Source organism: Roseateles puraquae (assembly GCF_002205845.1).
Taxonomy (GTDB): domain Bacteria; phylum Pseudomonadota; class Gammaproteobacteria; order Burkholderiales; family Burkholderiaceae_C; genus Pelomonas; species Pelomonas puraquae.
In genome coordinates, this window is sequence record NZ_NISI01000010.1 from 88,771 (window position 1) to 111,458 (window position 22,688).

Below are 22,688 nucleotides of genomic sequence, written 5' to 3' on the forward strand. Positions count from 1 at the left end.
TTCAGGCCGCCGCGGGCAGCCCTCGGCGCATCTGGATGGCCTCCGCCACGTGGGCCGTGGCCAGGGTGTCGCTGCCGGCGAGGTCGGCCACGGTGCGGGCCACGCGCAGTACGCGGTGAAAGCTGCGTGCTGACCAGCCGAGCTTCTCGGCCGACCGGTCCAGCAACGTGCGCGCTGCGGGCTGCAACTCGGCATGGGCCGCCAGGTCCTGCGCGGCCAGTTGCGCATTGGCCACGCCCTGCCGTGCCAGCGCCCGCTCGCGAGCCTTGGCCACGCGCGCAGCCACCGCCGCGCTGGCTTCGCCCGTGGCCAGGTCTTGAAGCTCGCGCGGGGGGATGACCGGCACGTCGATGACGAGGTCGAGCCGGTCCAGGAATGGGCCGCTGAGCCGGCCCTGGTAGCGGGCGATCTGGTCAGGCGTGCAGCGGCAGGCGCGCAACGGGTTGCCGAGATGGCCGCAAGGGCAGGGGTTCATGGCCGCCACGAGCTGGAAGCGCGCGGGAAACTCGGCCTGCCGGGCCGCGCGGGAGATCAGGATGCGGCCGGTCTCCAGAGGCTCGCGCAAGGCTTCCAGTGCGGCACGCTGGAACTCGGGCAGTTCGTCCAGGAACAGCACGCCATGCAGGGCCAGCGAGATCTCGCCCGGCCGCGGCGGCGAGCCGCCGCCCACCAGGGCCACGCTCGAGGCCGAGTGATGCGGTGCCCGGAACGGCCGCTGGCCCCAGCGGGCGAGGTCGAACTGGCCCGCGAGGCTCAGCACGGCCGCGGAGGCGAGGGCGTCGTCATCCCCCAGGGGCGGCAGCAGGCCGGGCAGGCGCTGGGCGAGCATGGATTTGCCCGTGCCCGGCGGCCCGGTCATCAGCAGCGAATGGCCACCCGCAGCAGCCACCTCCAGCGCGCGCTTCGGGCCGGCCTGGCCTTTGATGTCGGCCAGGTCCGGCAACCCGGCCTGGGCCTGGCGGGGCAGGGCGGTGGCGCGCGGCAGGGCTTCGCCGTCGGGCTGCAGTGCGGCCACGACGTCGAGCAGGTGCCGGGCCTGGCGCACCACCAGGCCTTCCACCAGGGCCGCTTCGCTGGCGCTGGCGGGTGGCAGCAGCAGTTCCTGCGCGCCGCCTGCCTGCCGCAAGGCCAGGGCCATGGCCAGCGCGCCGCGCACCGGGCGCAGTTCGCCCGCCAGGGACAGCTCCCCGGCGCATTCAAACGTGGCCAGCCGGGCGGCGTCGATCTGGCCGTTGGCCGCGAGCAGGCCCAAGGCCATGGGCAGGTCGAACCGGCCACCTTTGACAGGAGGGTTTATATTTGCGAAGTTATCAGATGAATATTCGCGAGGCCGCAATTCAGGAGCTCCGGCTGAGGCGCCAACGCCTGGTGCAGGCGCTCGCGTCCTCGGACGGTGCGGTTCCCCGGAACAAGATTGGCGCATCGATCTTCCCGATGGTTCGTCAGCCGTCCACGTCCAACCGTGGAACGAAGGGGCACGTTCACTGTTTCAAGGCCGGCGGCCACGTCCCCCATGAGTCCGACGTCGAACGCAAGTTCTACAAGCTCATGGAGTGGGACTACTCGGTTGAGACCTTCGTTGTACAGCCGTTCAAGGTGCCCTACCGACTCGGCAACGGCAGGATAAGCCACTACACGCCTGACTGCTTCGCGATCTCCAGCGACGTCTTCCTCGATGACGGACCGAAGTACGCGCCGACCGCGTTCGAGATCAAGACCAAGGAGCAGCTCGCAGAAGAATGGTCAGATCTCAAGCCCAAGCTCCGGGCGGCGCGCTCGTTCCTCAGTGAATCTGGCTTCCGCTTTCGGATCCTGACGGAGGACCGCATCCATCCGCAGTTCTTGGAGAACGTGGAGTTCCTCCTGGGCTATCGCGGGCCGCGATTCATGATTCGGTCGGCGAAGGATCGCGAGATCGTCGATCGGCTCATCTGGGCGGTGAAGCGTTCGAACGACGACTTCACTCCCCGCGAGCTGCTGCACCGGGTCAAGGATGTCGCTACGCGCGGTGACGTGATCCCCTGGATGTGGAATCTCTATGCGGACTACGTCTTCCAGTGCGATCTGCTCGTCCCACTGACGCTGGATACGGTGTCGTGGCGAGTCGGCGACGCCGGCAGCGGCATGTTGAACTTGGGCGGGCCTGACAACCGTGCTGATTGGCGCCAACCGGACAATGACTGGCGTCGTTGAGATCCGGCCCGGCGCCCTCGTCTCCTTGGCCGACGGTGAGGCCTACATCATCGTCAAGCTTCGGACGGCCGACATGGTGCTCATCGAGCATCGTGAGAGCTTCAAGCGCAAGTCGGTTGCGCTCGCCGATCTCCGTCCAGTCGCCTCCGCCGACGACGACTCACATGACGTGCCACCCGAGCAGGTCAATGACGAGCGGTGGGAGGCCGCCCGGGACAAGGCCACGGCGGTTGAACGGGTGTTCGAGCTCGGCGGCGGAGAGGCCGTCGTGAAGAAGGTGGCCGAGGAGTTTGAAGTCCACCCTTCAACGCTCTATCGCTGGATCGACAACTTCTCGAGGTCCGGCCGAGTCATTGACCTTTACCGCAAGTCTCGCAATGACGCCGGCAAGACCCGACTTAGCATGCGCGCAGAGGCCTTGATGCGCAGTGTCATCCGAACGTTCCATCGCACGCAGGAGCGGCCGTCACCGGCACAAAGCCACCGAGAACTCGATCGACGCTGCAAGCTCAAAGGCCTGCCGACGCCCTCCATGGACACCTTCAGGGGCCGGCTGCTGATGTGCGAGCAGCGCGAGTTGTCCCGAGGGCGTGGGCAAATCCGGCGGTCGAACAAGCAGCGCCTGAACAAGGCAAGCCTGGAGGGCGGCAACTTTCCCTATGCCTTCGTGCAGATCGATCACACGCGGGTCGACATCCAGCTGGTCGACGGCGAGTACCGAATTCCCATCGGCCGACCCTGGATCACCGTCGCCATCGATGTTTTCAGCCGGATGTGCGTCGGCTACTACATCAGCTTCGATCCGCCGGGCATGCTGGGCACGGGGTTGTGCCTCACGCATGCGATCCGGAACAAGCAGGAGTGGATGGCCAAGCTGGGCGTCGATTACGACTATCCGTGCCAGGGCCTGCCGCGCGTCGTGCACGCCGACAACGCCAAGGAGTTCCGTGGCAATTCCCTGCAAGCGGTCTGCGATGTGCACCATATCGACCTGCGCTTTCGGAAGAAGCGCAAGCCGCAGCATGGCGCCTACATCGAGCGCTACATGGGCACGCTGATGTCGGAGATCCATGCTCTGCCCGGCACGACCTTCTCAAATGTCGTCGAGAGGGAAGAGTACGACTCGGAAGGCAAGGCCGTTTTTTCGCTGCCGGCCTTCGAGCGCTGGCTCGCCCACCTGATCCTAGGGGACTATCACAACCGACCGCACTCCGGCCTCAATGACACGCCGCCGCTTATCGTGTTCAAGCGTGGCCTCACCGGCGAGAGCGGCCTGCCGACGGGATCGCTACGAATCGAGGCGGACGAGCGTCGGCTTTACCTGGACTTCCTGCCCCAGTTCGAACGCACCATCCAGCAGTACGGTGTCCAGGTCGACGACATCCACTACTCGCACGACGTGCTGCGGCGATGGGTCGGAGCCCGTGATCCCAGCAACCCGCGGCGGGCCAGGCAGTTCCTCTTCAAGCGGGACCCGCGAGACATCGCGGTCATCTATTTCAAAGATCCGGAGACCGACCAGTACTACCCGATCCCGTATCGCACGCTCTCCAACCCCCACATGAGCATCTGGGAGCTCGATCGGGTGAAGCGCTACCTCAAGGAGATGGGCCGTAGCGAGGTCGACGAGCAGACCATCATGGCGGCGCGCAACGATATGGTGGCCGTGCGCGAAAGCGAGTCGGCCTTGACGGCGGCGGTCAAGCGCGGCCGCTACACCCGCGACCAGCGGGACGCCGTTCGTCGCAGAGAATCGCCGCAGCCGGAGTTCGGTCCGCAGGCGGTAGGTCACCCAGGCGACCTGCCAGAGCCGGCCAGCCCCACCCCGGCAGATGGGGATGCCACTCCCGGGTTGGGCGGCGCTGGAGCCAGTACTTCGGCTCCCGCAGGCCGGGCGGCGAAGCCCTTTGACGAGATCGAAGACTATTGATGCGACCGGCGTGGGGGTGCGATGGGCAATGGAGGCGAAGAGCCCAAGGAGCTCTTTGGGCAGGCGTTTGGCCGACGTCCGGACGCGGGGAACAGCCCTGCACCGCAGGAGCCGGCGGAGCCTGAGGCGCTCGATCTCGAGACCCGGCTCAGGCTGTTGAAGCGGCCCTTCTGGATCGGCTACGACCGCGCCGTCCAGATCCGCGCGCGCATCGAGGACCTGCTCGACACGCCCTACTCGGACCGCGTCACCAGCTGCGCGGTGATCGCGCCCTCGTACAACGGCAAGACCAGCATCCTGCGCAACGTGCAGCGCCGGCACAACGTGCTGCCTCCCGACTACCAGCAAAGTCCCTCGCGCCCGGAGATCAAGATTCCGGTGTTCTTCATGCAGGCGCCGCCGGTCCCGGACGAAGACCGCCTCTTGGACGCCGTGCTGAGACTGCTCTGCATACAGGGCTCGCCCCGCGAGCCGACCGAGCACAAGATCTCCCGCATCCAGGCGGTGTTCGTCGGGCTCGGCGTGAAGCTGCTGGCCATCGACGAATTCGGCTTCTACCAAGCGGGCAGCCATGACCGTCAGAAGAAGGCGCTCAACGGCCTCAAGTACCTGGGCAACTATCTCCAGATACCGATGGTCATTGCTGCGGTGGAAGAAGGCTTGAACGTGCTCTCGGCCAACGAGGAGATCGCGAACCGCTTCCCCGCCGAACATCTACCGAGATGGAAAGCCAACGACCAGAACACACTGAGCCTGCTGGCCTCGTTTGAGTCGAAGCTGGGCCTGCGCAAGCCGTCCAACCTCGGTACCGAAGGCATGGCCAAGCTCATCATCGCCAACACGGGCGGCATCCTCGGACACATGCACGACCTGGTGCGTGAACTGGCCAAGAAGGCTCTGCGCTCGGGCGCGGAGCAGATCGTCGAGGCCGACCTGAAGCCGGAGGGACTCAAGCAGATCCGGTGGGTCATTCCAAGCCTGCGTCACCAGCGCCCGGTGTAGCGGCGTGGCGGCCGAGCAGCAAGAGCTCTGGCCTGGGCAGATCTACGGTGAGGCACTGAGACGCCGGGCACTACCGGTCACTCGCAGCATGATCGCGGGCGAGGCGTTCAGCTCGTGGTTCATCCGCCTGGCCGATGCCCATGGCATGTCAGTACAGCAACTGGGCTTTTGGCTCATGGGCCGGGGCCGCCAGGTCTTCGCCGAGGATGTCGACCGGGGTGCCTGGGAGCATCTGCTGGACACGGTGGCGGTCGCCGCGGGCCAGCCGCTGGGAACCCTGGCTGCGGGCACCTTGCGATCCTACGAAGGGGTCCTCTGGGGAGAGCTTCCCAGGCAAGGCACGGCACGATGGGTGCTGCCGATCATCAAGCGATGCACGCTGCGCGACGGCTATGGGGTCCAGTACTGCCCGCTGTGTCTGGCCACGGATGAGGCGCCGCACCTTCGCTTGGTGTGGCGGCTGGCCTTCACCGTCGCGTGCCCGGAACACGGCTGCCTGCTGCTGGACCGGTGCGACCGCTGCAATTCACCCGTGGCGCCGCATCGCTGGCGGACCGGCGCGCTTCGCGAACTGGGCAGCTCGGGCATCGTGCGGTGTCAGGCTTGCGGCGCCGACCGCCGGCGCTCTCGCATTGGGGGGGCCGGACCGCCGTTGATTGCCGCGCAAGCTCGCCTGACCGATGCGCTTCAGAAGGGCCACACCGCCCTCGAGGGTCAGTCCGTGCATGGCCTGTCCTTCTTTGCCGGCGCGGCCATGATCTGGTCCTTGCTGGACGATCCTCGTGACGCCCTGGCGGTATGGGATGAACTCGAGCTTGACGTGCCCACCTTCGTCCAAAGCACGGCGGAGCGCTACGGCAGCTTTGAGCGGCGAAGCGTCTTCGAGCGGGCCCAGTTGCTGGAAGCGTTCGAACGCCTGCTCTGCCGGGGCGTGGATGACTTCATTCGAGGGCTGTCGCTGCGCGGGTTCTCCAGCCGCAGTCTGCTGCGCTTCAGCACGTCGGTGCGAGCCCCCGCTCCCTTCTGGTACTGGAGCATCGTGCGTGACCACCTGGACCGGACGATGTACACGGCGAGCGATGGTGAGTTGGACGAGGCGATACGCCACCAGCTGCGCATCGATGGCGGGTGCTTCGCCCGCGCCAGCGAAGTCTGCCGGTTGCTCGGAATGGCGACCAGCAGCAGTGCGCGAGTTGGCAGGCGCATGAGGGAACTGGGGGTGCCTTGCTACCGTGCGTCGCCGCAAGACACAGGATGCACCCTCGGGTGACGACCTCAGGGACGGCACCGATGCGGACTCCGGTGGCAAACTGAGCCCATAGGCGAAGTGCCAGCCGACCTCTGGAACAACACCCATGAAACGCATCCGCGTCGCGAAGGGCAAGCACGTCATGATCTCTGCCGAATTGGCCGAGAAGGCTGAGCGGGTGTTCGGCCGCGGCTTGTCGCACGAGGTAGTGCGGACATTGGCGACGCTGGAGCCCAAGAGCCGTTCGACGCTCATGGCAGGTAGTGCCAAGCCGCTCGCGCTGGCCAGGTCGCAGGCTCGAACGAAGAAGAAGGCTTCCAGCGACTCCTAGACGTCTTGCTCGGAGCGGAAGCGCTCGTGCCAGGCAAAGCTCGGTCGCTTTCTTGTCGGTGCGTGGGTGGCAGTCCACAGCAGCCCCTTAAGCAGGCTCGATGCGCGGGCCCAGGCGTCCTCGCCGGTCAGACTTCCTCGCGCAGCCGGTCGGCAAGCGCCAGTGAGGGCTTCTTTCCCCCCAGGTCACACGAGATGGCGGGCGCCTTCAAAGCCAATGTACAGGCCGACCACGAGAATCAGCGCGCCAGAGAAGTAAGGTGCCTTGCGCGCGAACTCCCCGAACCCGCTCCAGCGCTTCGATACGTGCTTCACGCTGAGTGCAGCCATCGCACCGGAGACCACCATCGTCAGCGCCAGCCCGACACTGAAACACAGCACCAGCGCGGCCCCGAGCGTGAATTGCTTCAGCTGCAGACAAAGCAACAGGACCGTGATCGAGGCCGGGCACGGAATGAGGCCGCCGGTGAGACCGAAGATGATGATCTGCGTCGTCGTGACCTCGCGGTTCGCAAAGCGCCGCTTGATGTCGTTGGCGTGGGCACGCTCGTGCGCGTCCTGGTACTCCAGGTCACCTACCTCCAGCCCTTCGTGATGGTGGTCGTGTTCATGCTCGGTGAACGCCAGGTCATAGTCGTGCCGATGGCCTTCGTCTCCCAGGCTTAGCCGCGCTTCGAATTCATGCGGCTCGGGAATCTCGTCGACGGACTCCAGATAGCCCTTGCCCTCTGTGAAGCGGAAGGTTTGACGAGCACCGTCAGGACGGGTCGTCGTGACCTCAACCTCGCCCGCCGACCAGCGGTGGCCGTTCTCGATGTGCAGGCGAAAGCGTGGCGGCACGCCGGTCTCAAAGACTTCCAGCCGGACCGTACCGTGACCCGTATCGACCCGCTTCAGCTCGTCATGGTCATGATGGTGGTCATGGTCATGGCTGTGCCCATGACTGCGCTGATCGCGCCAAGTACGCCACAGCATCCAGGCGGCAACGCCGACGATGAGCACGGCGGAGGCGACCTGGAAGTACGGCTCCGTGGCCTCAGCGTTCCAGTTGCGGCCGAAGTAGAGGCCGGCGAGCGCGACCAGCCAGACGACGGCGGTGTGGGACAGCGTCGCCGACAGCCCCAACAGAACGGCCTGCGTGAGCGTACCGCGGATGGCCACGATGAAGGCGGCCATCATCGTCTTTGAATGACCGGGCTCCAGGCCATGAAGAGCGCCGAGCAAGATGGCGCTGGGCACGAAGAGCCAGGCGTTGCCTTGCTGCAGTAAGGATGCGAAGTCGGTCATGAAATACGGTTGTTGATGAGTTCGTTTGGTACCCCACCCCAGTACCTTTGCGTACTCTACCCCAGTACCCTGATAAAGTCAGCCCATGTCCCACACAGTCACCGGTCAAAAGAGTCTTCTTGCACGCGTGCGCCGCATCAAAGGCCAGGCTGACGGCCTCGAACGCCTCATCGAGGCAGGGCAGGACTTGGACTGCGGCAAGGTGCTGCAGCAGATCGCCGCCATCCGAGGCGCGGTTGCCGGTTTGATGGCCGAAGTGCTGGAAGGCCACCTGCGCGACCATGTGGCGGCAGAGCACATCACGCCCGAGCAGCGTCAGGAAGAAATCGAAGAAGTCGTCTCTGTGCTTCGCACCTACCTGAAGTAGCCCTGATCGCATAGCGATGGCGAAGCACCACGTGCGATCGCCCTCGTCGAGCGATAATCCAACCGTCATTGGGGAGTAGCCGCTCTTCGCCCGAAGAGGCTGACGTCAACACCTGGCCCGCAGGCCATGGCGTCAGCAGTTTCTCGACCTGGCAAGACCTTTGACCACTTCGCCTCCGCACTGGCCGGGGAAGCGACGTGGTCATTCGTCTTGGGACCGGCCGTGGAACGTTTGTGGAAGCACTCCTCGTCTCGACTGGTGTCGTCGCTCTCGCCGAGATTGGCGACAAAACCCAACTCCTCGCCTTCATCCTGGCCGCTCGCTTCAAGAAGCCGTGGCCCATCATCGCCGGCATCCTGTGCGCCACCATCGTGAATCACGGCGTCGCCGGCGCCTTGGGCGCTTGGATCACCTCAGCAGTCTCTCCCGCGATCCTCCGCTGGGTGCTGGGTGCCTCGTTCATCGGCATGGCCATCTGGACCTGATTCCCGACAAGATCGAGGAAGAAGAGACGCAGGTCGCGAAGCGCTTCGGCGTCTTCGGGGCCACGTTGATTACCTTCTTCCTCGCCGAGATGGGCGACAAGACGCAGATCGCCACCGTGGCCTTGGCGGCTCACTATGCCAACCCAGTTTGGGTGGTCATCGGAACCACGCTGGGGATGCTCTTGGCCGACGTGCCGGCCGTGTTCATCGGCGACAAGCTCGCCAACAGAATTCCGATGAAGCTGGTGCACTCCATCGCTGCGGCGATCTTCGCCGTGCTGGGCGTTGCAACGCTTCTGGGTGCGGGATCAGGCTTTGGCTTCTGAAGTGGTCCCCAGGCGCCCTTGAGTGCAAGCGCGGTTTCTGGACAGGCGTCGATGCCGAAGTACCCTCAGAGGTACTTCGAGATGGCCTTGAATTCCTGGATGGCGTCACGGGCGCTTTGCTTGCCCTCGTGCACGGCCTTGTCCAGGCAATGGTCGATATGGTCGTGAACCAGTGCCCGCTTGGCATTGGTGATCGCACTCTCCACGGCCTGCAGCTGCTGGGCGATGTCGAGGCAGCTGCGCTCTTCCTCAAGCATGGTGACGATGCTCTTCAGATGCCCCTGGGCCCGCTTGAGGCGCTTCAGCACCTCGGAATGAGTAGTGTGAATCGTCATGATTCGCATCCTATCCGGGGGGATAGGAATTTTCGTTGACAAGGGTGATTTCGCAGTGCAACAATTTTGGCATTCCCACTTCGGAGCCCAGTGCGTGGACAGTGCCAGTTGTTGCAGCGATTCCGTGCGTGCCGTGATGGCCGCCGCCTGCCAGGCCATCTGACGCCCGCTCCGGGCTGCTGGCCTCGCAGGCCGTAGCCCTCTACTTCTTCAGTTCGCGAATCGCCCCATGGCGATACCGTGGCCTATTGGCCAGGGCATCCCATGGTCGCTCACCGTCCGCAGCACGCCTCCAACGTCCAGGAGAGCAGTGATGCGCAAATCCATTCCCACCGATCCCGTGCGCACGCCGTCGTGCCCGGTCACGACGCAGCTCCATCGCCAGGCCCGCCATCCCAGCCTTGCCGAGCGCGTGGCCGCTCTGGACCGCCTCACGGCCTGGCCCACTCTGCGGCTGCGCTGCGCCTTGCGCCAGCCGGCCTGAACCGCTTCCACCCAACGACAGGAGCTGCCATGGACCCCGACCCTAGTTGGCGCCACTGCGCGCCACCTCACCCCGCACTTTCCACTTGTACTCAAAACCCGGCACCGCCGCGGAGGACTGGTCTCGCCTGAGCGCGACGACGGTGTCTCCGCACCTGCCGCAGGAGATACCGATGACCCTCAAGTTCCGTTCGCTGGCAGCAGCCATCTTCATGGGCCGACTGCTCCGGCGCGCTCTTCGCCCCGCAATCCAGCACCCTCGGCATCAGGCTTTCGGCTTGCTCGTCGCCGGCCCCGGTGCAGAGCGCTGAATGCGCCGCGAGGAGGATTCCCATGAATTCCACAAACCTGCTCAACGCCGCGCCTGTGCCGCCGCACGCCGGCGCAGCCCTGGATACAGCGCACGTCGGCGACATCCGAGGTGCGCTCGGAACCATCAAGCTTGGTGACGCCGGCCACGAGCGTGGCCTGTTTCGGCGCCTCAAGACGCTGCTGGCCATCCTGGGGCCGGGCCTCATCGTGATGGTCGGCGACAACGACGCGGGAGCGTTCTCGACCTATGCACAGGCGGGGCAGAACTACGGCACCACCTTGCTCTGGACGCTCGCGCTGCTGATCCCGGTGCTCTATGTGAACCAGGAGATGGTGCTGCGCCTGGGCGCGGTGACCGGGGTGGGCCACGCGCGACTGATCCTCGAGCGCTTCGGCAAGTTCTGGGGCGCCTTCAGCGTCATCGACTTGTTCCTGCTGAATGCGTTGACCATCGTCACCGAGTTCATCGGCATCGCGCTCGGCCTGGACTATCTGGGCATTCCCCGGCTCCCGGGAGTTGGCATTGCCGCGGTGTTGGTCATGATGGCGGCCAGCACGGGCGACTTCCGTCGATTCGAACGCTTCGCGCTGATCCTGGTGCTGGGCAGCCTCTTGTTGTTGCCGCTGTTCGTCATGGTGCATCCCCCGATGGGACAGGTGGTGCACGACTTCAGCACCGTGCAGATGCCGAAGGACGGCAAGCTCAGCGACGTGATGTTGCTCATCATCGGCATCGTCGGCACGACGATCGCGCCATGGCAGTTGTTTTTCCAGCAGAGCTATGTGATCGACAAGCGCATCACGCCGCGCTTCATCCGCTACGAACGCCTCGACCTTTGGCTGGGCATCGTGCTGGTGGTGCTGGGGGCGGTTGCCTTGATCAGTCTCGTGGCCCATTGCTTTGCCGGAAAGCCGGAATTCGGCCAATTCACCGACGCGCTGGGCGTCGCCCGTGGCCTGGCCCAGTACCACGGCCATGGGGCCGGAACGCTGTTCGCGCTGGCGTTGATCGACGCCAGCGTGATCGGCGCGGCGGCGGTGTCGCTGTCCACCGCCTACGCGGTGGGCGACGTGCTGTCGGTAAACCACTCCCTGCATCGCAAGCCCCGCGAGGCCAAGGGCTTCTATCTCGTTTACTGCGGGCTGATCGTGCTGGCAGCGGCCCTGGTGCTGCTGCCTGGCGTCCCGCTCGGGCTGCTGACCAACGCGGTGCAGACCTTGGCCGGCGTGCTGCTGCCCAGCGCATCGGTCTTTCTGCTACTGCTGTGCAATGACCGCCAGGTGCTGGGCCCGTGGGTCAATGGCCGCTGGACCAACGCCTTCACCTCGGCCGTGGTGGCGGTGCTGGTGATCCTGTCGACCGTGCTGACGGCCGCAGTGATCTTCCCCGACATCGGCGAGAACCAGATCGTCGCGATCCTGGTCGGCGGGGGCGTGCTGGCCACGCTGATCGGCTTGGCGACCTTGGCGATGCGAGCCTATCGCGCGGCGGTCAGGCCTCGGTCGCAGCACCATGGGCGGGAGTTCAACCCACGGCAGATGGAGCAGTGGCGCATGCCGCCCTTGCATCTGCTGGAGCCGGCCCAGCTCACGTCATCGACGCGGCTCTGGATGGGTGTGCTGCGCTTGTATCTGGTGCTGGCGGTCGCGATGGTTGCCGTGCGCGTCCTGCAACTGGCCTTTGCCCAGGCCTGACCCACGCATTCATCGGTGATTCGCGTCCGGCGGGGGCTCCCAATCCCGCCGTGCTTCGCCACACAAATATTTGAAATGAAGAAATGATGATCAAACTTCTGTCCAATATGACGTCGCGCCGGTCCGGCGCTCTTGCTTGGCTGGTCGCCGCGCTTGTCGGCGGTGGCTTGACGATGCAGGCTCAGGCGCAGACTCAGGAGGCAACGCGCGCCCCAGCGGCCCTGGCCACAGATGGCGCAAGCCAGGAAGACTGGAACTGGCATGTGCAGGCGACCAACACCACCCAGCGGCACGGCGCCTTCAACTCGCCCTACGTAGGCCCCAACAGCTTGCTGCCGCACGAAAGTGCCAAGGAGACGGTGGACGCAACGCTCTTCCTCGGCCTGCGGCTCTGGAAAGGCGGCGAGTTCTATATCAACCCAGAGCTCGACCAAGGCTACGGCTTGACCGGCACCCTGGGCGTTGCGGGCTTCACCAGCGGCGATGCCTACAAGGTCGGCCACGACAGCGCCTACGGCCGCCTGCACCGCGCATTCCTGCGCCAGACCATCCCACTAGGCACCGCGGCCAGCGAGGTCGAGTCCGGTGCCAACCAATTGGCAGGCAGCCGCCCAGATGAGCGGCTCACGCTGACGCTGGGCAAGATTTCGGTCGTCGACCTGTTCGACAGCAACAGCTACGCCCATGATCCGCGGGCGGACTTCCTGAACTGGTCGATCATCGACGGGGGCGCATTCGACTACGCCGCCGATTCCTGGGGCTTCAGCTCGGGCGCAACCGCCGAATGGGTGCGGGGCGACTGGTCGCTGCGAGCCGGCTTCTATGCCATGTCCAAGGTGCCGAACGGCGAAACATTGGACGGGAAGTTCGGTCAGCGCCAGTGGCTGATCGAGGCCGAGCGCCGCTACAGCTGGATGGGGCGCCCGGGCGCCGTGCGCCTGCTGGGCTTCGCCACCGAGGCACGCATGGCGGGCTATGCCGACGTGCTGGACCAGGCCCAGGCCACCGGGCAGATGCCCACGGACCTGGCGCCGCTGCGCAGGTTCCAGCGCAAACATGGCCTGGCGTTCAACGCCGAGCAGGAGGTGGCCCAGGGCATCGGCGCCTTCGTTCGCTACAGCTGGAACGATGGTCGCACCGAGGCCTATGACTTCACCGACATCAACCGCTCGATCGCGGCAGGCCTGCAGGTCAAGGGCGGTCTTTGGCAGCAACCGGAGCACACGCTGGGCGTGGCCCTGGCGTCAAACGGCTTGTCGAGCCCGGCCCGGCAGTTCTTCGCGGCTGGTGGAGTGGGCATCCTGGTCGGGGACGGCATGCTTGCGCACTATGCGAACGAGCGGATCCTGGAGGCCTACTACAAGGTCCCGCTGGGCCGCTGGCTGTCCGTGACCGGCGACTACCAGCATGTGCGCAACCCGGCCTACAACGCGGACCGCGGGCCGGTCTCGGTCTTTGCATTGCGTCTGCATGCGGAGTACTGATCGATGCAAGCCCTGCACAACCTGAATCTCGGGTCGTTGCTGGACACTTTGTTCAGCGTGAGTGCCGCCTTTGCCTTGGGTGGGCTCATCGGCCTGGAGCGCCAATGGCGCCAGCGCACGGCGGGGCTGCGCACCAATGCGCTGGTGGCTGTGGCCTCGGCCGTCTTTGTGGACATGGCGCAGCGGCTCGGGGGCAATGACGCCGCCGTGCATGTGGTGGCCTATGTCGTCTCCGGCGTTGGCTTCCTGGGCGCCGGCGCCATCATGAAGGAAGGCGCCAATGTCATCGGCCTGAACACAGCGGCGACGCTGTGGGGCTCGGCCGCCGTCGGCGCCTGCGCGGGGGCTGACCTGCTCGGCGAAGCCGTCGTGGCTGCGCTCTTCGTGCTCGCCAGCAATACGCTGCTGCGCCCAGTGGTGAACCGCATCAACCGCCGCCCGGTCCAGGAAGAAGCCAGCGAGGCCACCTATGCGGTCTACGTCGTCTGCGAGCGCAGCTGCCAGGCCGAGGTGCACGAACGCCTGATCGAGCTGCTGGAGGAAGCGAGCTATCCCGTCCGGTCGGTGGATCAGCATCCCTTCGGACAAAACGATGCCGAGATCGAGGCCACGCTTTACGCCACCGCGGTCGTACCGGAGCAACTCGACGAGGTCATGGCGCGCCTCGAGGCCGTGCCGGGTGTCGTGCAGGCGTTCTGGAATGCGAGCGCCGAAGAATGATGCGAGTCAACCTCAACGGGAGACCTTTGACGTGAATCCGATGCCCCCCACCCCTGAAGACACCGAAGACAGCGAGCACAGCCCCGCCGAGCGCGCGGCGGCCGCATCCCGGAGCACTTGGGTCAGCGTGGCGGTCAACTTGCTGCTGACCTCCGTGCAAATCACGGCAGGCCTGCTGACCAAGTCCCAAGGTCTAGTGGCCGATGGGGTGCATTCGCTGTCGGACCTCGTCGCCGACTTCGTGGTGCTGCTGGCCAACCGCCACAGCCAGAAGGATGCGGACCAGGATCACCCCTATGGCCACCACCGCTACGAGACGGCGGCCTCCCTGGTACTGGGCCTGCTGCTGCTCGGTGTCGGCGTGGGCATGCTGTGGTCATCGATCACGAAGCTGGAACAGCCCGAGACCATCGCGCAGGTTCACATGGCGGCGCTGTGGGTGGCCCTCGGCGCGCTGACCGCCAAGGAACTGCTGTTCCGCTACATGCTGGCCGTCGCGAAGCGGATCAAGTCCAGCATGCTCGTGGCCAACGCCTGGCATGCGAGGTCGGACGCCGCGTCCTCACTGGTCGTTGGCATCGGCATCATCGGCAACCTGGCGGGCTATCCGATCCTGGATCCCATCGCGGCGGCCATCGTCGGCTTCATGGTGTCGAAGATGGGCTGGGAGTTCGGCTGGGACGCGCTGCACGACCTGATGGACCGAGCGGCGGACGAAGAGGAAGTCGAAGCCATCCGTCGGACGCTGGCGGACACGCCCGGCATTCAGGGCGTGCATGACATCCGCACGCGCAAGATGGGCGACATGGTCGTGGCGGACGCGCATATCGAGGTCGACGCCACCCTGAGCGTGGAGGCGGGACATGAGATCGCCGTTGAAGCACGGCGACGCGTAATGCAGCGCCATCGGGTCCTGAACCTAATGACCCATGTTGATCCTTGGCGTCGGCCGGATAGAGACCACGAGACGACTGAGGCCGTTCCGTAAGCCAGGTGCATTGGAATCTTCTGGGCAAAGCGATTGCCTGCGAAAACCGCCGGTACATCGGCCATCGCCGTCGTCCGCCGATACGCCGCCTCGTCAACGCCCTCGCCGTGCGAGCCGGAACTGCCAGGGCGGCTGCGGCGTTGGCTGTGCCCACAGACCTCGACGGTCACGACGCGCGTGCTGTTCGGCATAGGCATAGGCCTCCCTGTCGCGGGGCTCCTGTTCGCGCGCGAAGGCGAGGTAGTGCCACGCCAGCCCTGCTTCCAGGAGCGCCAAGCTGGAGTCCTTCCCGTCGACCAGGACCTTGCCGACCAGCCGGCCGTATCGGTCGCGCTTGTGGAAGAGGACGACGACCGATTTGTCGAATGTGGCGGCAGCCAGCGCTTGCCGTGCCGCGTGACCGAAGCGCTGGCGCCGCTCCGGGGCATCAATGCCGGCCAAGCGCACCTTGAAGGGATGCCCCGCCGCCAACACGGTCAGAGTGTCCCCGTCGGTGATGCCGACGACCCGGCCTTGCAGCGTGTCGCCCGATGCGGCTGCGTGAATGATTGCCAGCAGGGCGAGTATTGCCAGGCTGCGCACACCAGGTTTCAGTAACAATCTCATTCGGTCGGATCCGCCGGCCCCCGCTTCATCCTCCCTGAGCGGGCATCCGCATCGGATGTTCATCGGCCCGCCTGCGGGCCGCTTTTTTTTGGAAGTCCCAAGCACTAAGTTGGCGAGCCTCTCAAGAGGCATCTCCTGCTCATGCGGCAAGCCGCACGATGGTGGCATCGTGCAGTTGGTTGAGGATCCTTCTGCGTGCCGGCTCCGCAGGAACGCCCGGACCGTGGGGCGGCATGCCGGCCTGGCCGCGGACCACGTCAACGTCGCGTGTTGCGTCCTGGGTGGTCGTCTGCATGTAGACCCTCCTGAGGAGCCGCGTGTTCGACAGGCTGGCGTCGCCCACCTCGCTCTCGTCCCCTGACCGCATCAGTGCCCAAACGGACCAGGGGTGCAGCGCGGCGCCGTCCCTGAGGCTCGCAACCAATGGCGACTTAGGGTTCAGGTCTTGCCCCCGCTCTTCCCGGAAGTCGCGATAGCGGCGCCAGATGCCGCTGAGGGTGGTCGGCAGCATCAGCGGCAATGGTCGCCAACTGCAGTGCAGCTCGCACGACCGACGCTTCGATGGGAGGTGCAGGTTGCCTACCGTGAGCAGGGCAATCTCCCGGGGTACGAGGGCACCCCAGAACCCGAGACCCAGCGCAAGGTTCTGGCGAGCCTCGCGCATGTCCCCTGCCACCAACTCGCCTGTCAGGACGAGGCGCACTCGCTCCGGCAGATCCTCGAGCGTGAATGCCGGCAGCTCAGCAGCGTCAGCGATCTGGCTCACGAGATCATGTTCGGCGGGGTCCCAGTCGATCCAGTGCCGGCGCGCGCAGAACGACAAGAACGATCGCGTGATGCGGGCGGCCTGCAAGGCGCTTCGTGGCTTCAGCGGTTTAGCCTTGGGCTTGAAGAACGTCCGGTCCTCCATCAGGCAGGAAAGGTAGGCGGTCCAGTGGTCGGCTTTCAGCCGGCGGATCGTCGACACGCCTCTGGTTGCACAGAAGGCTGACAGTCGACCGACCTCCCCCTTGTAGGCGGTCCTGGCCGCCTCAGACAAGGTGAGCGTGTCGAGCCACTCAATTTCAGCGTCCGTCAGCGACCGGACTTTTGTGCTGTTTGCCATAACCAAAATTATGTGCATAATTTTGGTTATGCGATACAGGGTTGTGCGATCAAGCAAAGTGCGCCGGGGTCAGGTGCTCACGCCGCCCAATCTGGCCGCGCGGGTGGCGGGCAGCATTCGCCTGAGCGGCGGAGAGTGGTTGGAGCTTGGGGTCGGTTCGGGCCGCCTGCTCGAGGCCAGCCTGGCCGTTGGCGGCCCCGACCACTACGTCGGCGTCGAACTGGACCGCAAGCTTGCATCACAGTGCGTGGCCCGGGCACATCCCGCGGTCGAGCTGCACATGGCCGACGTACTGCAACCCGACGCGCTCAAAGCCGCCCTGGGTGAACGCCGGTTCCGTGTGGCCATGGGCAATCCGCCCTTTGGCATTGGCGAGGTGTCCCAGGCCACGCAGGCGCGGCTGAAGGAGCTCTATCCGCAGGTCGTGCAGATCAAGGACTGGGCGAGACTGGACCTGTACTTCCTTCTCGAGTCGCTGTCACGCCTGGAGCGTCCCGGCGAAATTGCCTTCATCGTCGCGGCCCCCATCGTCCAGGATCCGTCCTTGGCTACGTTTCGCAAGACGCTCATCGAAAGCGCCTCCGAAATCGAATGTCACGAGCTTCCCGTACTCACCTTCGACTACCGCGCCGAAGTGCAGTCCTTCCTGCTGGTGGCCCGGTTCGGCAGGACCCGCGGCGCCCGCGTGACGCTCGGCCGCTTGGAAGGCCCGGAGTTCGCGCTGGCGTGCTCGCGCACCGTGAGCGCAGCTGATGCGGTTCACCGCATGGATCTCGCGCATCACGAGTTCCAGGACTTCTCGCAGGCGCTGGCCCGCCGCCCTGGCTTCACGACGCTCGAGCAGCTCGGCGCGCGCGTGGTGCGGGGGAGCCGCACTCGGAACCAGTTCGAGGCACTGGGCATTCCGCATTTCCATACCAGCGACTTCCCCGCTGCCAACGGCGGCGTCGCCTTCGGTGGGGAGCCGCTGGCGGGTTTCCAGACCGCTGAAGCCGGCAACATCCTGGTTCCCCGCGTGGGCACCAGGTGCATCGACCGGGCCGCTTATGTCGCAAAGGGCAGTCGGCCCATCACGGAGGCGGTCTACCGCGTCGTGGTCCCCTCGCGGGCGCGGGCCAGCGTCTTTGACTGGATGGGGGGCGACGAGGGCAAGGCCTGGCGCCGCAGCGCCGCCCACGGTTCGTGCGCGAAGCATCTGACCGTTGCCGCGCTGATGACGATGCCCGTGCCGGGCTGACGCTGGCCCTACTCCACTTCGAACCAGTGCGTGCGGTGCACGCCCCGAGTCCGTCCCGCCTTGCGTTCCGGATGGTCATAGACCACGCGCATGCGGTCCATCTCCACGCAATAGAGCGCGGCGCCGATGGCTGTCGGCTTGGTACCGAACGGCGCCACCGCGAGCCGATTGCAGGGGCTGCCGTCGAGGCCACGGTCCACCTCCTGCAAGAGCAAGTAGGCACCACGCGGATTGTTCGCACCGCTGAACCGGACGCTGGGGCTGAACTGGTCGATCAAGCGCGTGTTGGCCATCAGTGCATCCATGTCCCAGGTCGCCTGGTACGGCGGCGTCCCGAAGACGACCGTCACGTCGGTGTAGAAGTGACCGTCGTCATCGTTGAGGACGCGCAGCAGCCGGGCTCCTTCGAATCCCAGGAACGCCACGAGGTGCGCCTTGTTGCCGCCGGACAGCAAAGGGGTGAAGGCGGGAATCGCGTTCTTGGCGCGAAAGCCCAGACTGAGATCGAAGGCTGAGCCGGGCGCCGGCGACTCGCCGGCCGGTCGACGAACGTACTCAGCCGGCTCGGTGTAGATGAACACGCAGCGCGCCGGCTGGAACGACAACCTGCGGTAGGCACGCAGGATGAGCGCGATCTCGGGAAACTCCATCGTCGTCGCATCGATGACGATGCTGGTGGCCGGGAAGTGGCGCACTACGTCCTGGAGGTCGTCCCCGCGGAACGAGATGCCATCCACCTTCAGTTCAAAGCGCAGCGGGTCGTACTGCACCAAGGCAGATCGGCGGGCCAGGCTGCGTGACAGTGGTGCGGAAAACTTGCTGCGGTCGTCCAGGTCCTCTCGACCATAGAAGGCAATATCGAATTGCCCCTGGCCTGCCGGCAGGGCCGCCGGGTCGACGACGTCTTGACGGATGAATTTCATCGGCCGGCCCTCAGAAGAGTTGCCCGGTGGTGCCAGGCGACTCCTGTTCCGGCGTGACGATCTCCTTGAGCAGGGACTCGAAGACCAGGGAGGAATGGCACAGGATCGCGTTGACCTGGCTGGCCTTGAGGGTGACCTTGCGTCGCTTGCGGTAGCTGATGCTGAAGTGAGGCGCGAAGATGCGGTTCAGCACCCAGTCCGACTGGGCGATGTCGTGGTCTGACTTGCTCTTGGTGTCCGGCTCTTCGTACAGCACCGACCAGGTCCGGGCTTCCTTCAGGAGCTGGATGGCGGCATCCGACAGGCCGGCCTTGTCCGACTGGTCGATGGAGAAGTGGTTGATCTCCGGCTCGCTCTGGGCGGGGCGGCGGTTGAACGCCTCGAACAGGGCTCCCAGGCGGCGCACCATCTCCCGCAGCTTCTCGCCGTGCAGGCCGAGCTGGGGCACGTCCTCGAACATCGCATCGGAGACCTGGCTCGCCGCAAGCGCCTGGAACTCATGGCTGACGGGCTCGATGTCCTGGCGTTCGGAGCGCTGGAAGGCCAGCAGCAAGGTGACATGGCACAGCTCCTGAAAATAGCGCAGGCTGGGACGGGCCAGTTCGCAGAAGCGGTAGAAGCCGGCGTACAGCAGGTTTGCCCGTTGCGGCAGGCCGGCGTACAGATGGAAGAGGCACCCATAGAGGTTGTTGTCGACCCAGCCCCCCGACTTGTAGAACGGGTCGTCCCCCGCCTTGTCCGCCTTGTCCGACTTGAGGGCCCGAAACGCCTTGATGATGGGCGCCGGATCGCCGGACCGGTTCATTAGCGCGCCCATCACCACGCTGGCGCGCGCCTTGGCCGGATCGACCAGCGAGGCGGCGGTGACCGTCCCGCGCAGACCATGCTTGCCAAGACCCTTGTCGATCATTTCCGTGAGTCGCCGCTTGAGCGGTTCGTCTTCCATGACGTGCTTGGCGATTTCTGTCGACGTGAGGCTGGGCAGCAGCTCACGGACACGACCGACGACGGCGTTGCGGTATCGCTCGGACAGGCGGTAAGTTAGGTGTGACTGGTCGTGCAGTCGCTCGGGGTCGAACTCGCGGCAGTCGAAGTTCACGCCCTGCAGATGCAGGCGCAGCAGGAACAGTTCAGCGGCGAGCAACTGGAACTCGCCCTCTTCGGACAGCTCCTGCTCAAGGTCGATCTTGCGCAGGTCGTGCAGCTCCACGATGCGCTCGTCGCTGCTGGTCTTGAAGTCGGTGACGGCATCGCGTTTGTGCGCGATGTGGACGGCCAGGCGCAAGCTGGGGTGCTTGATGGCATCGCAGACGATCATCCGCTGTTGCTCGCCCAGGTTTTCGAACTCATCGATGAAGGCGCGGAATGACAAGTCCGCCAGCCTCGGCAGTTTCTTGGCCATGTCCTCTGCCAATCGCGGCAGAACGCTCGCGAAGGACAGGAAGATTGGCGCGGTGCAGCGCTTTGGGTTGCGCACCCACAGCTCTAGTTCGGCCAGCTTCTCTTCCACGAAGGCGCCGAGCTGGCCGACTACTGACACTTCCCGGGAGAACTGGAGGGACAGCGCCGGGCTGAGCTTGAGGTCCCGCGCGTCGAGCGGACCGGCCGAGAGGTCTGCCCGCGCGATGTTCTCCACGGCCTGATGCGCCTCTGACAGCAACTGCAACGCCACATAGTGGGAGAAAGCCAGCCGCGCCTCTTCCTCGCCCAGCCAGGCCGGCGTCATCAGCGAGCAGAACCCCGTATCCGGCCGGAGGTACAGGCCGACGCTTTTCAGCACCTCGTCGTCGATGTTGCGCTTGCGTGGGCTGAAGGTCGTGCTATGGCAGAAGTGCCGGATGAACATCGTCTTCCCGCAGCCACGGCCACCGAGGATTCGAACGGATTTGGTGTCGGCGAAGATGCTGATGCGGCCGAAGAATGGCGGGACGATGAACTGGTCGGAGACGTCAGCCGGTAGCTGCTCGGCACGGTTCTTGAGGAAGGCCTCTGCAAGGATGGACACGATGCTCTCCTCAGCGATCGAACAGGGGCTGCCAGCGGGCGGTCTTGATCGACAGCAGCGGCATGGAGTTGTTGGGGACGGCGTGCTCGAAGGCCACGACCAGGTCGAGCGAATGGCGGGTCTTGACCGGAAGGCCGTTGCGCTTGCACAGGTCCGCGACATGCGAGCGGACATCCGCGACGAGGTTGACCGAATCCGCCCCCCAGAGGGTGGCGTCGGCTTCGGCCGGCCTGAAGAACCGGTGCCCGGCGCTCAGCGTTTCGACCGGGTGGATTTCGAGCCAGTCCAGCGCCTTGGCGATCTTCTTCGTGCCCTCGTCGAAGGCCATCAGAGGGCAGTAGATCAGCGCCCGCTTCCCTACGTGGCTGGCCAGCCTGTAGTGCTCGGCGAAGGTCACGAACTGCCGGCCGGTGCCCACCATGTCGTCGACGAAGACCAGCGCCTTGACGGTGTCGGGCAGCTCGTCGATGTTCTCTGGTCGGCAAAGCAGTTTCTTGGACACGCCCAAGTGGCGCCTGAACTGCCGGATGACGACGGCGCCGCTCTTGCCGGGCGTTTCCTCGAAGGTACCGTCTACCGCGACGAAGCGCAGCGGGCAGGACTCGTCGCCTTCCTGAAGCACCCTGTCGAACTCGTTCAGGTCGGGGTAGACCAGCCCGGCAGCCGCTCGAAGCACCCGGGGCAGCTCGCAGTGAACCAGGTGCTGGAAGGAGCTGCGCACCATGGCATCGGACCGGTAGGTTAGGCCCGCAAGGATGTGCGCCGCCAGGTACTTGTCTTCCGGCGACGTGAAGTTCGCCAGCCAGGCGTTCAACCGGATCTGGTCGATGCCCGTGATGATGCCTTTGTGCAGCAGCAGCCGGAATCGGTGGTCGATCTCACCGAAATATCCGTGCCGATCCTCGGGGACGTTGAACGCCACTCTTTGCTCCCTGCTTCGGATGTGCGCGGAGTGTCACACGGCCAGGGGCTACGAGAGCGGCAGTCGCACCCGGGAAAGTTTCCAGGTGGCTGTACCGGACGTAGTCGATGTCGTCGGAAGTGGCCTACGGCATCTCAAGTCAGCGGCCAGCCTTATGAGATGCGACGGGGACCGGCGTCGACCGTCCACCAATGCCGGCCGCCGCAACGCTCCGCTCGGTACCATCAGCGTCATGTCGACGTTGACCAAGATTCCACGCGTCGCTTCGGAAACCCGCTACCGAGGGCCCAAGCCGAGGTATGTCTCTGCCGCCGAGACTCGTCGGTTGTTGGCCCGAGGTTCCGCCAAGCTGGCGGAGCGGCTGCGGGCAGATGACATGGTGACCCCCATGGCCGCCGCTCAAGCAGCCGACGTGACGATGGCGACCGTCAGGACCTGGATCGACGATGGACGCGCCATCGCGGTGTCGGTGTCCCGAAGCACACGCCGCCTGCCTCGGTGGCAATTCGAGCCTGCAATCTGGGAGGCGCTGCCGCAACTCTCGAAGGCGCTGAATTCCCGCGATTCGTGGATGCTGCTGAGCTTCTTGGAGACCCCGCTTGGCGGCCTGGGCGGGCTGACACCCAGGCAGGCCCTTGAGCAGGGCCAGTCTCAGCGGGTGTTGGCGCTCGCGATCGAGGAAGCCTGAAGCTGGCCGGCGCGCA

Annotated in this window: 21 protein-coding genes, 2 pseudogenes and 1 riboswitch; of the genes and pseudogenes, 15 read left to right on the forward strand and 8 right to left on the reverse strand. The window is 65.4% G+C overall.

Going from position 1 to position 22,688, the window contains the following annotated elements:
• Window position 1 precedes the first annotated feature (1 nt).
• Window positions 2-1,309 (reverse strand): annotated as a pseudogene (locus CDO81_RS20625) (YifB family Mg chelatase-like AAA ATPase); the annotation flags it as partial.
• A gap of 5 nt (window positions 1,310-1,314) precedes the next feature.
• Between CDO81_RS20625 and CDO81_RS20630 the strand changes: the two are divergent.
• The 5 genes from CDO81_RS20630 (at window position 1,315) to CDO81_RS20650 (ending at window position 6,705) form a co-directional block, all read left to right on the forward strand.
• On the forward strand, window positions 1,315-2,193 hold the full coding sequence (locus CDO81_RS20630) for a TnsA endonuclease N-terminal domain-containing protein (RefSeq protein WP_088485285.1): 879 nt from the start codon (window positions 1,315-1,317) through the stop codon (window positions 2,191-2,193).
• Window positions 2,153-4,123 carry a Mu transposase C-terminal domain-containing protein gene (locus CDO81_RS20635; protein ID WP_144397331.1) on the forward strand — a complete coding sequence of 657 codons (1,971 nt, stop codon included), beginning with the start codon at window positions 2,153-2,155 and terminating at the stop codon, window positions 4,121-4,123. Before CDO81_RS20630 ends, CDO81_RS20635 begins: the two co-directional genes overlap by 41 nt.
• 156 nt (window positions 4,124-4,279) lie before the next feature.
• Window positions 4,280-5,125, forward strand: a complete 846-nt coding sequence (locus tag CDO81_RS20640; protein WP_158218366.1) for a TniB family NTP-binding protein — start codon at window positions 4,280-4,282, stop codon at window positions 5,123-5,125.
• Window positions 5,126-5,213: 88 nt separating this feature from the next.
• Window positions 5,214-6,395 carry a TniQ family protein gene (locus CDO81_RS20645; RefSeq protein WP_088485129.1) on the forward strand — a complete coding sequence of 394 codons (1,182 nt, stop codon included), beginning with the start codon at window positions 5,214-5,216 and terminating at the stop codon, window positions 6,393-6,395.
• An 85-nt stretch (window positions 6,396-6,480) separates the two neighbouring features.
• A complete protein-coding gene (locus CDO81_RS20650; protein WP_088485130.1) occupies window positions 6,481-6,705 on the forward strand; it encodes a hypothetical protein in 225 nt (74 codons plus the stop codon).
• Window positions 6,706-6,890: 185 nt separating this feature from the next.
• On the opposite strand, the gene CDO81_RS20655 is transcribed toward CDO81_RS20650, so the two are convergent.
• Window positions 6,891-7,991 carry a nickel/cobalt efflux protein RcnA gene (locus CDO81_RS20655; protein ID WP_088485131.1) on the reverse strand — a complete coding sequence of 367 codons (1,101 nt, stop codon included), beginning with the start codon at window positions 7,989-7,991 and terminating at the stop codon, window positions 6,891-6,893.
• A gap of 85 nt (window positions 7,992-8,076) precedes the next feature.
• Here CDO81_RS20655 and CDO81_RS20660 point away from each other — a divergent pair, with 85 nt between their 5' ends.
• On the forward strand, window positions 8,077-8,358 hold the full coding sequence (locus tag CDO81_RS20660; protein WP_088485132.1) for a metal/formaldehyde-sensitive transcriptional repressor: 282 nt from the start codon (window positions 8,077-8,079) through the stop codon (window positions 8,356-8,358).
• A gap of 58 nt (window positions 8,359-8,416) precedes the next feature.
• Window positions 8,417-8,587: riboswitch (yybP-ykoY riboswitch) on the forward strand.
• Between the two features lie 4 nt (window positions 8,588-8,591).
• A pseudogene (locus CDO81_RS20665) lies at window positions 8,592-9,169 on the forward strand (TMEM165/GDT1 family protein).
• A 65-nt stretch (window positions 9,170-9,234) separates the two neighbouring features.
• On the opposite strand, the gene CDO81_RS20670 reads toward CDO81_RS20665, so the two are convergent.
• Complete coding sequence (locus tag CDO81_RS20670; protein ID WP_088485133.1) at window positions 9,235-9,504, reverse strand: metal-sensing transcriptional repressor; 270 nt, start codon at window positions 9,502-9,504, stop codon at window positions 9,235-9,237.
• A 313-nt stretch (window positions 9,505-9,817) separates the two neighbouring features.
• On the opposite strand from CDO81_RS20670, the gene CDO81_RS28215 reads away from it, so the two are divergent.
• The 6 genes from CDO81_RS28215 to CDO81_RS20690 all read left to right on the forward strand — a co-directional run bounded on the left by CDO81_RS28215 (window position 9,818) and on the right by CDO81_RS20690 (window position 15,186).
• Window positions 9,818-9,988, forward strand: coding sequence for a hypothetical protein (locus tag CDO81_RS28215; protein WP_158218367.1), 171 nt, complete (start codon window positions 9,818-9,820; stop codon window positions 9,986-9,988).
• Between the two features lie 172 nt (window positions 9,989-10,160).
• The gene (locus CDO81_RS28220) at window positions 10,161-10,298 is read left to right on the forward strand and encodes a hypothetical protein (protein WP_158218368.1); all 138 of its coding nucleotides are present in this window, start codon (window positions 10,161-10,163) and stop codon (window positions 10,296-10,298) included.
• 22 nt (window positions 10,299-10,320) lie between these two features.
• Window positions 10,321-11,994 (forward strand): Nramp family divalent metal transporter, encoded by a 1,674-nt coding sequence (locus CDO81_RS20675; protein WP_088485134.1) that lies wholly within the window; start codon window positions 10,321-10,323, stop codon window positions 11,992-11,994.
• Window positions 11,995-12,077: 83 nt separating this feature from the next.
• A complete protein-coding gene (locus CDO81_RS20680; RefSeq protein WP_088485135.1) occupies window positions 12,078-13,478 on the forward strand; it encodes a carbohydrate porin in 1,401 nt (466 codons plus the stop codon).
• Between the two features lie 3 nt (window positions 13,479-13,481).
• Window positions 13,482-14,198, forward strand: coding sequence for an MgtC/SapB family protein (locus tag CDO81_RS20685; RefSeq protein ID WP_088485136.1), 717 nt, complete (start codon window positions 13,482-13,484; stop codon window positions 14,196-14,198).
• Between the two features lie 40 nt (window positions 14,199-14,238).
• Window positions 14,239-15,186 (forward strand): cation diffusion facilitator family transporter, encoded by a 948-nt coding sequence (locus tag CDO81_RS20690; protein WP_088485137.1) that lies wholly within the window; start codon window positions 14,239-14,241, stop codon window positions 15,184-15,186.
• Window positions 15,187-15,279: 93 nt separating this feature from the next.
• Here CDO81_RS20690 and CDO81_RS20695 read toward each other — a convergent pair whose 3' ends face one another.
• Window positions 15,280-15,792, reverse strand: a complete 513-nt coding sequence (locus CDO81_RS20695) for a thermonuclease family protein (protein WP_088485138.1) — start codon at window positions 15,790-15,792, stop codon at window positions 15,280-15,282.
• Window positions 15,793-15,931: 139 nt separating this feature from the next.
• Entirely contained in the window at window positions 15,932-16,897 is a 966-nt protein-coding gene (locus CDO81_RS20700) for a site-specific integrase (RefSeq protein WP_144397332.1), read from the reverse strand.
• Between the two features lie 73 nt (window positions 16,898-16,970).
• Between CDO81_RS20700 and CDO81_RS20705 the strand changes: the two genes are divergently transcribed.
• Window positions 16,971-18,134, forward strand: a complete 1,164-nt coding sequence (locus CDO81_RS20705; RefSeq protein ID WP_088485140.1) for a hypothetical protein — start codon at window positions 16,971-16,973, stop codon at window positions 18,132-18,134.
• A gap of 8 nt (window positions 18,135-18,142) precedes the next feature.
• Here CDO81_RS20705 and CDO81_RS20710 read toward each other — a convergent pair whose 3' ends face one another.
• From CDO81_RS20710 to CDO81_RS20720, 3 genes are read right to left on the reverse strand one after another with little or no spacing between them, the layout of a single operon-like run.
• Window positions 18,143-19,057 (reverse strand): hypothetical protein, encoded by a 915-nt coding sequence (locus tag CDO81_RS20710; RefSeq protein WP_088485141.1) that lies wholly within the window; start codon window positions 19,055-19,057, stop codon window positions 18,143-18,145.
• 10 nt (window positions 19,058-19,067) lie between these two features.
• A complete protein-coding gene (locus CDO81_RS20715; RefSeq protein ID WP_088485142.1) occupies window positions 19,068-21,062 on the reverse strand; it encodes an ORC-CDC6 family AAA ATPase in 1,995 nt (664 codons plus the stop codon).
• A 10-nt stretch (window positions 21,063-21,072) separates the two neighbouring features.
• Window positions 21,073-21,984 carry a phosphoribosyltransferase-like protein gene (locus CDO81_RS20720; protein ID WP_088485143.1) on the reverse strand — a complete coding sequence of 304 codons (912 nt, stop codon included), beginning with the start codon at window positions 21,982-21,984 and terminating at the stop codon, window positions 21,073-21,075.
• 232 nt (window positions 21,985-22,216) lie between these two features.
• Here CDO81_RS20720 and CDO81_RS20725 point away from each other — a divergent pair, with 232 nt between their 5' ends.
• Window positions 22,217-22,672, forward strand: a complete 456-nt coding sequence (locus tag CDO81_RS20725; RefSeq protein WP_144397333.1) for a hypothetical protein — start codon at window positions 22,217-22,219, stop codon at window positions 22,670-22,672.
• The last annotated feature ends 16 nt before the right edge of the window (window positions 22,673-22,688 follow it).

Coding starts and splice junctions, on each gene's coding strand:
- CDO81_RS20630 (WP_088485285.1), top strand. CDS start 1,315: ATGAATATTCGCGAGGCCGCAATTCAGGAGCTCCGGCTGAGGCGCCAA.
- CDO81_RS20645 (WP_088485129.1), top strand. CDS start 5,214: ATGATCGCGGGCGAGGCGTTCAGCTCGTGGTTCATCCGCCTGGCCGAT.
- CDO81_RS20650 (WP_088485130.1), top strand. CDS start 6,481: ATGAAACGCATCCGCGTCGCGAAGGGCAAGCACGTCATGATCTCTGCC.
- CDO81_RS20655 (WP_088485131.1), bottom strand. CDS start 7,991: ATGACCGACTTCGCATCCTTACTGCAGCAAGGCAACGCCTGGCTCTTC.
- CDO81_RS20660 (WP_088485132.1), top strand. CDS start 8,077: ATGTCCCACACAGTCACCGGTCAAAAGAGTCTTCTTGCACGCGTGCGC.
- CDO81_RS20670 (WP_088485133.1), bottom strand. CDS start 9,504: ATGACGATTCACACTACTCATTCCGAGGTGCTGAAGCGCCTCAAGCGG.
- CDO81_RS28215 (WP_158218367.1), top strand. CDS start 9,818: ATGCGCAAATCCATTCCCACCGATCCCGTGCGCACGCCGTCGTGCCCG.
- CDO81_RS28220 (WP_158218368.1), top strand. CDS start 10,161: ATGACCCTCAAGTTCCGTTCGCTGGCAGCAGCCATCTTCATGGGCCGA.
- CDO81_RS20675 (WP_088485134.1), top strand. CDS start 10,321: ATGAATTCCACAAACCTGCTCAACGCCGCGCCTGTGCCGCCGCACGCC.
- CDO81_RS20680 (WP_088485135.1), top strand. CDS start 12,078: ATGATGATCAAACTTCTGTCCAATATGACGTCGCGCCGGTCCGGCGCT.
- CDO81_RS20685 (WP_088485136.1), top strand. CDS start 13,482: ATGCAAGCCCTGCACAACCTGAATCTCGGGTCGTTGCTGGACACTTTG.
- CDO81_RS20690 (WP_088485137.1), top strand. CDS start 14,239: ATGCCCCCCACCCCTGAAGACACCGAAGACAGCGAGCACAGCCCCGCC.
- CDO81_RS20695 (WP_088485138.1), bottom strand. CDS start 15,792: ATGAGATTGTTACTGAAACCTGGTGTGCGCAGCCTGGCAATACTCGCC.
- CDO81_RS20700 (WP_144397332.1), bottom strand. CDS start 16,897: ATGGCAAACAGCACAAAAGTCCGGTCGCTGACGGACGCTGAAATTGAG.
- CDO81_RS20710 (WP_088485141.1), bottom strand. CDS start 19,057: ATGAAATTCATCCGTCAAGACGTCGTCGACCCGGCGGCCCTGCCGGCA.
- CDO81_RS20725 (WP_144397333.1), top strand. CDS start 22,217: ATGTCGACGTTGACCAAGATTCCACGCGTCGCTTCGGAAACCCGCTAC.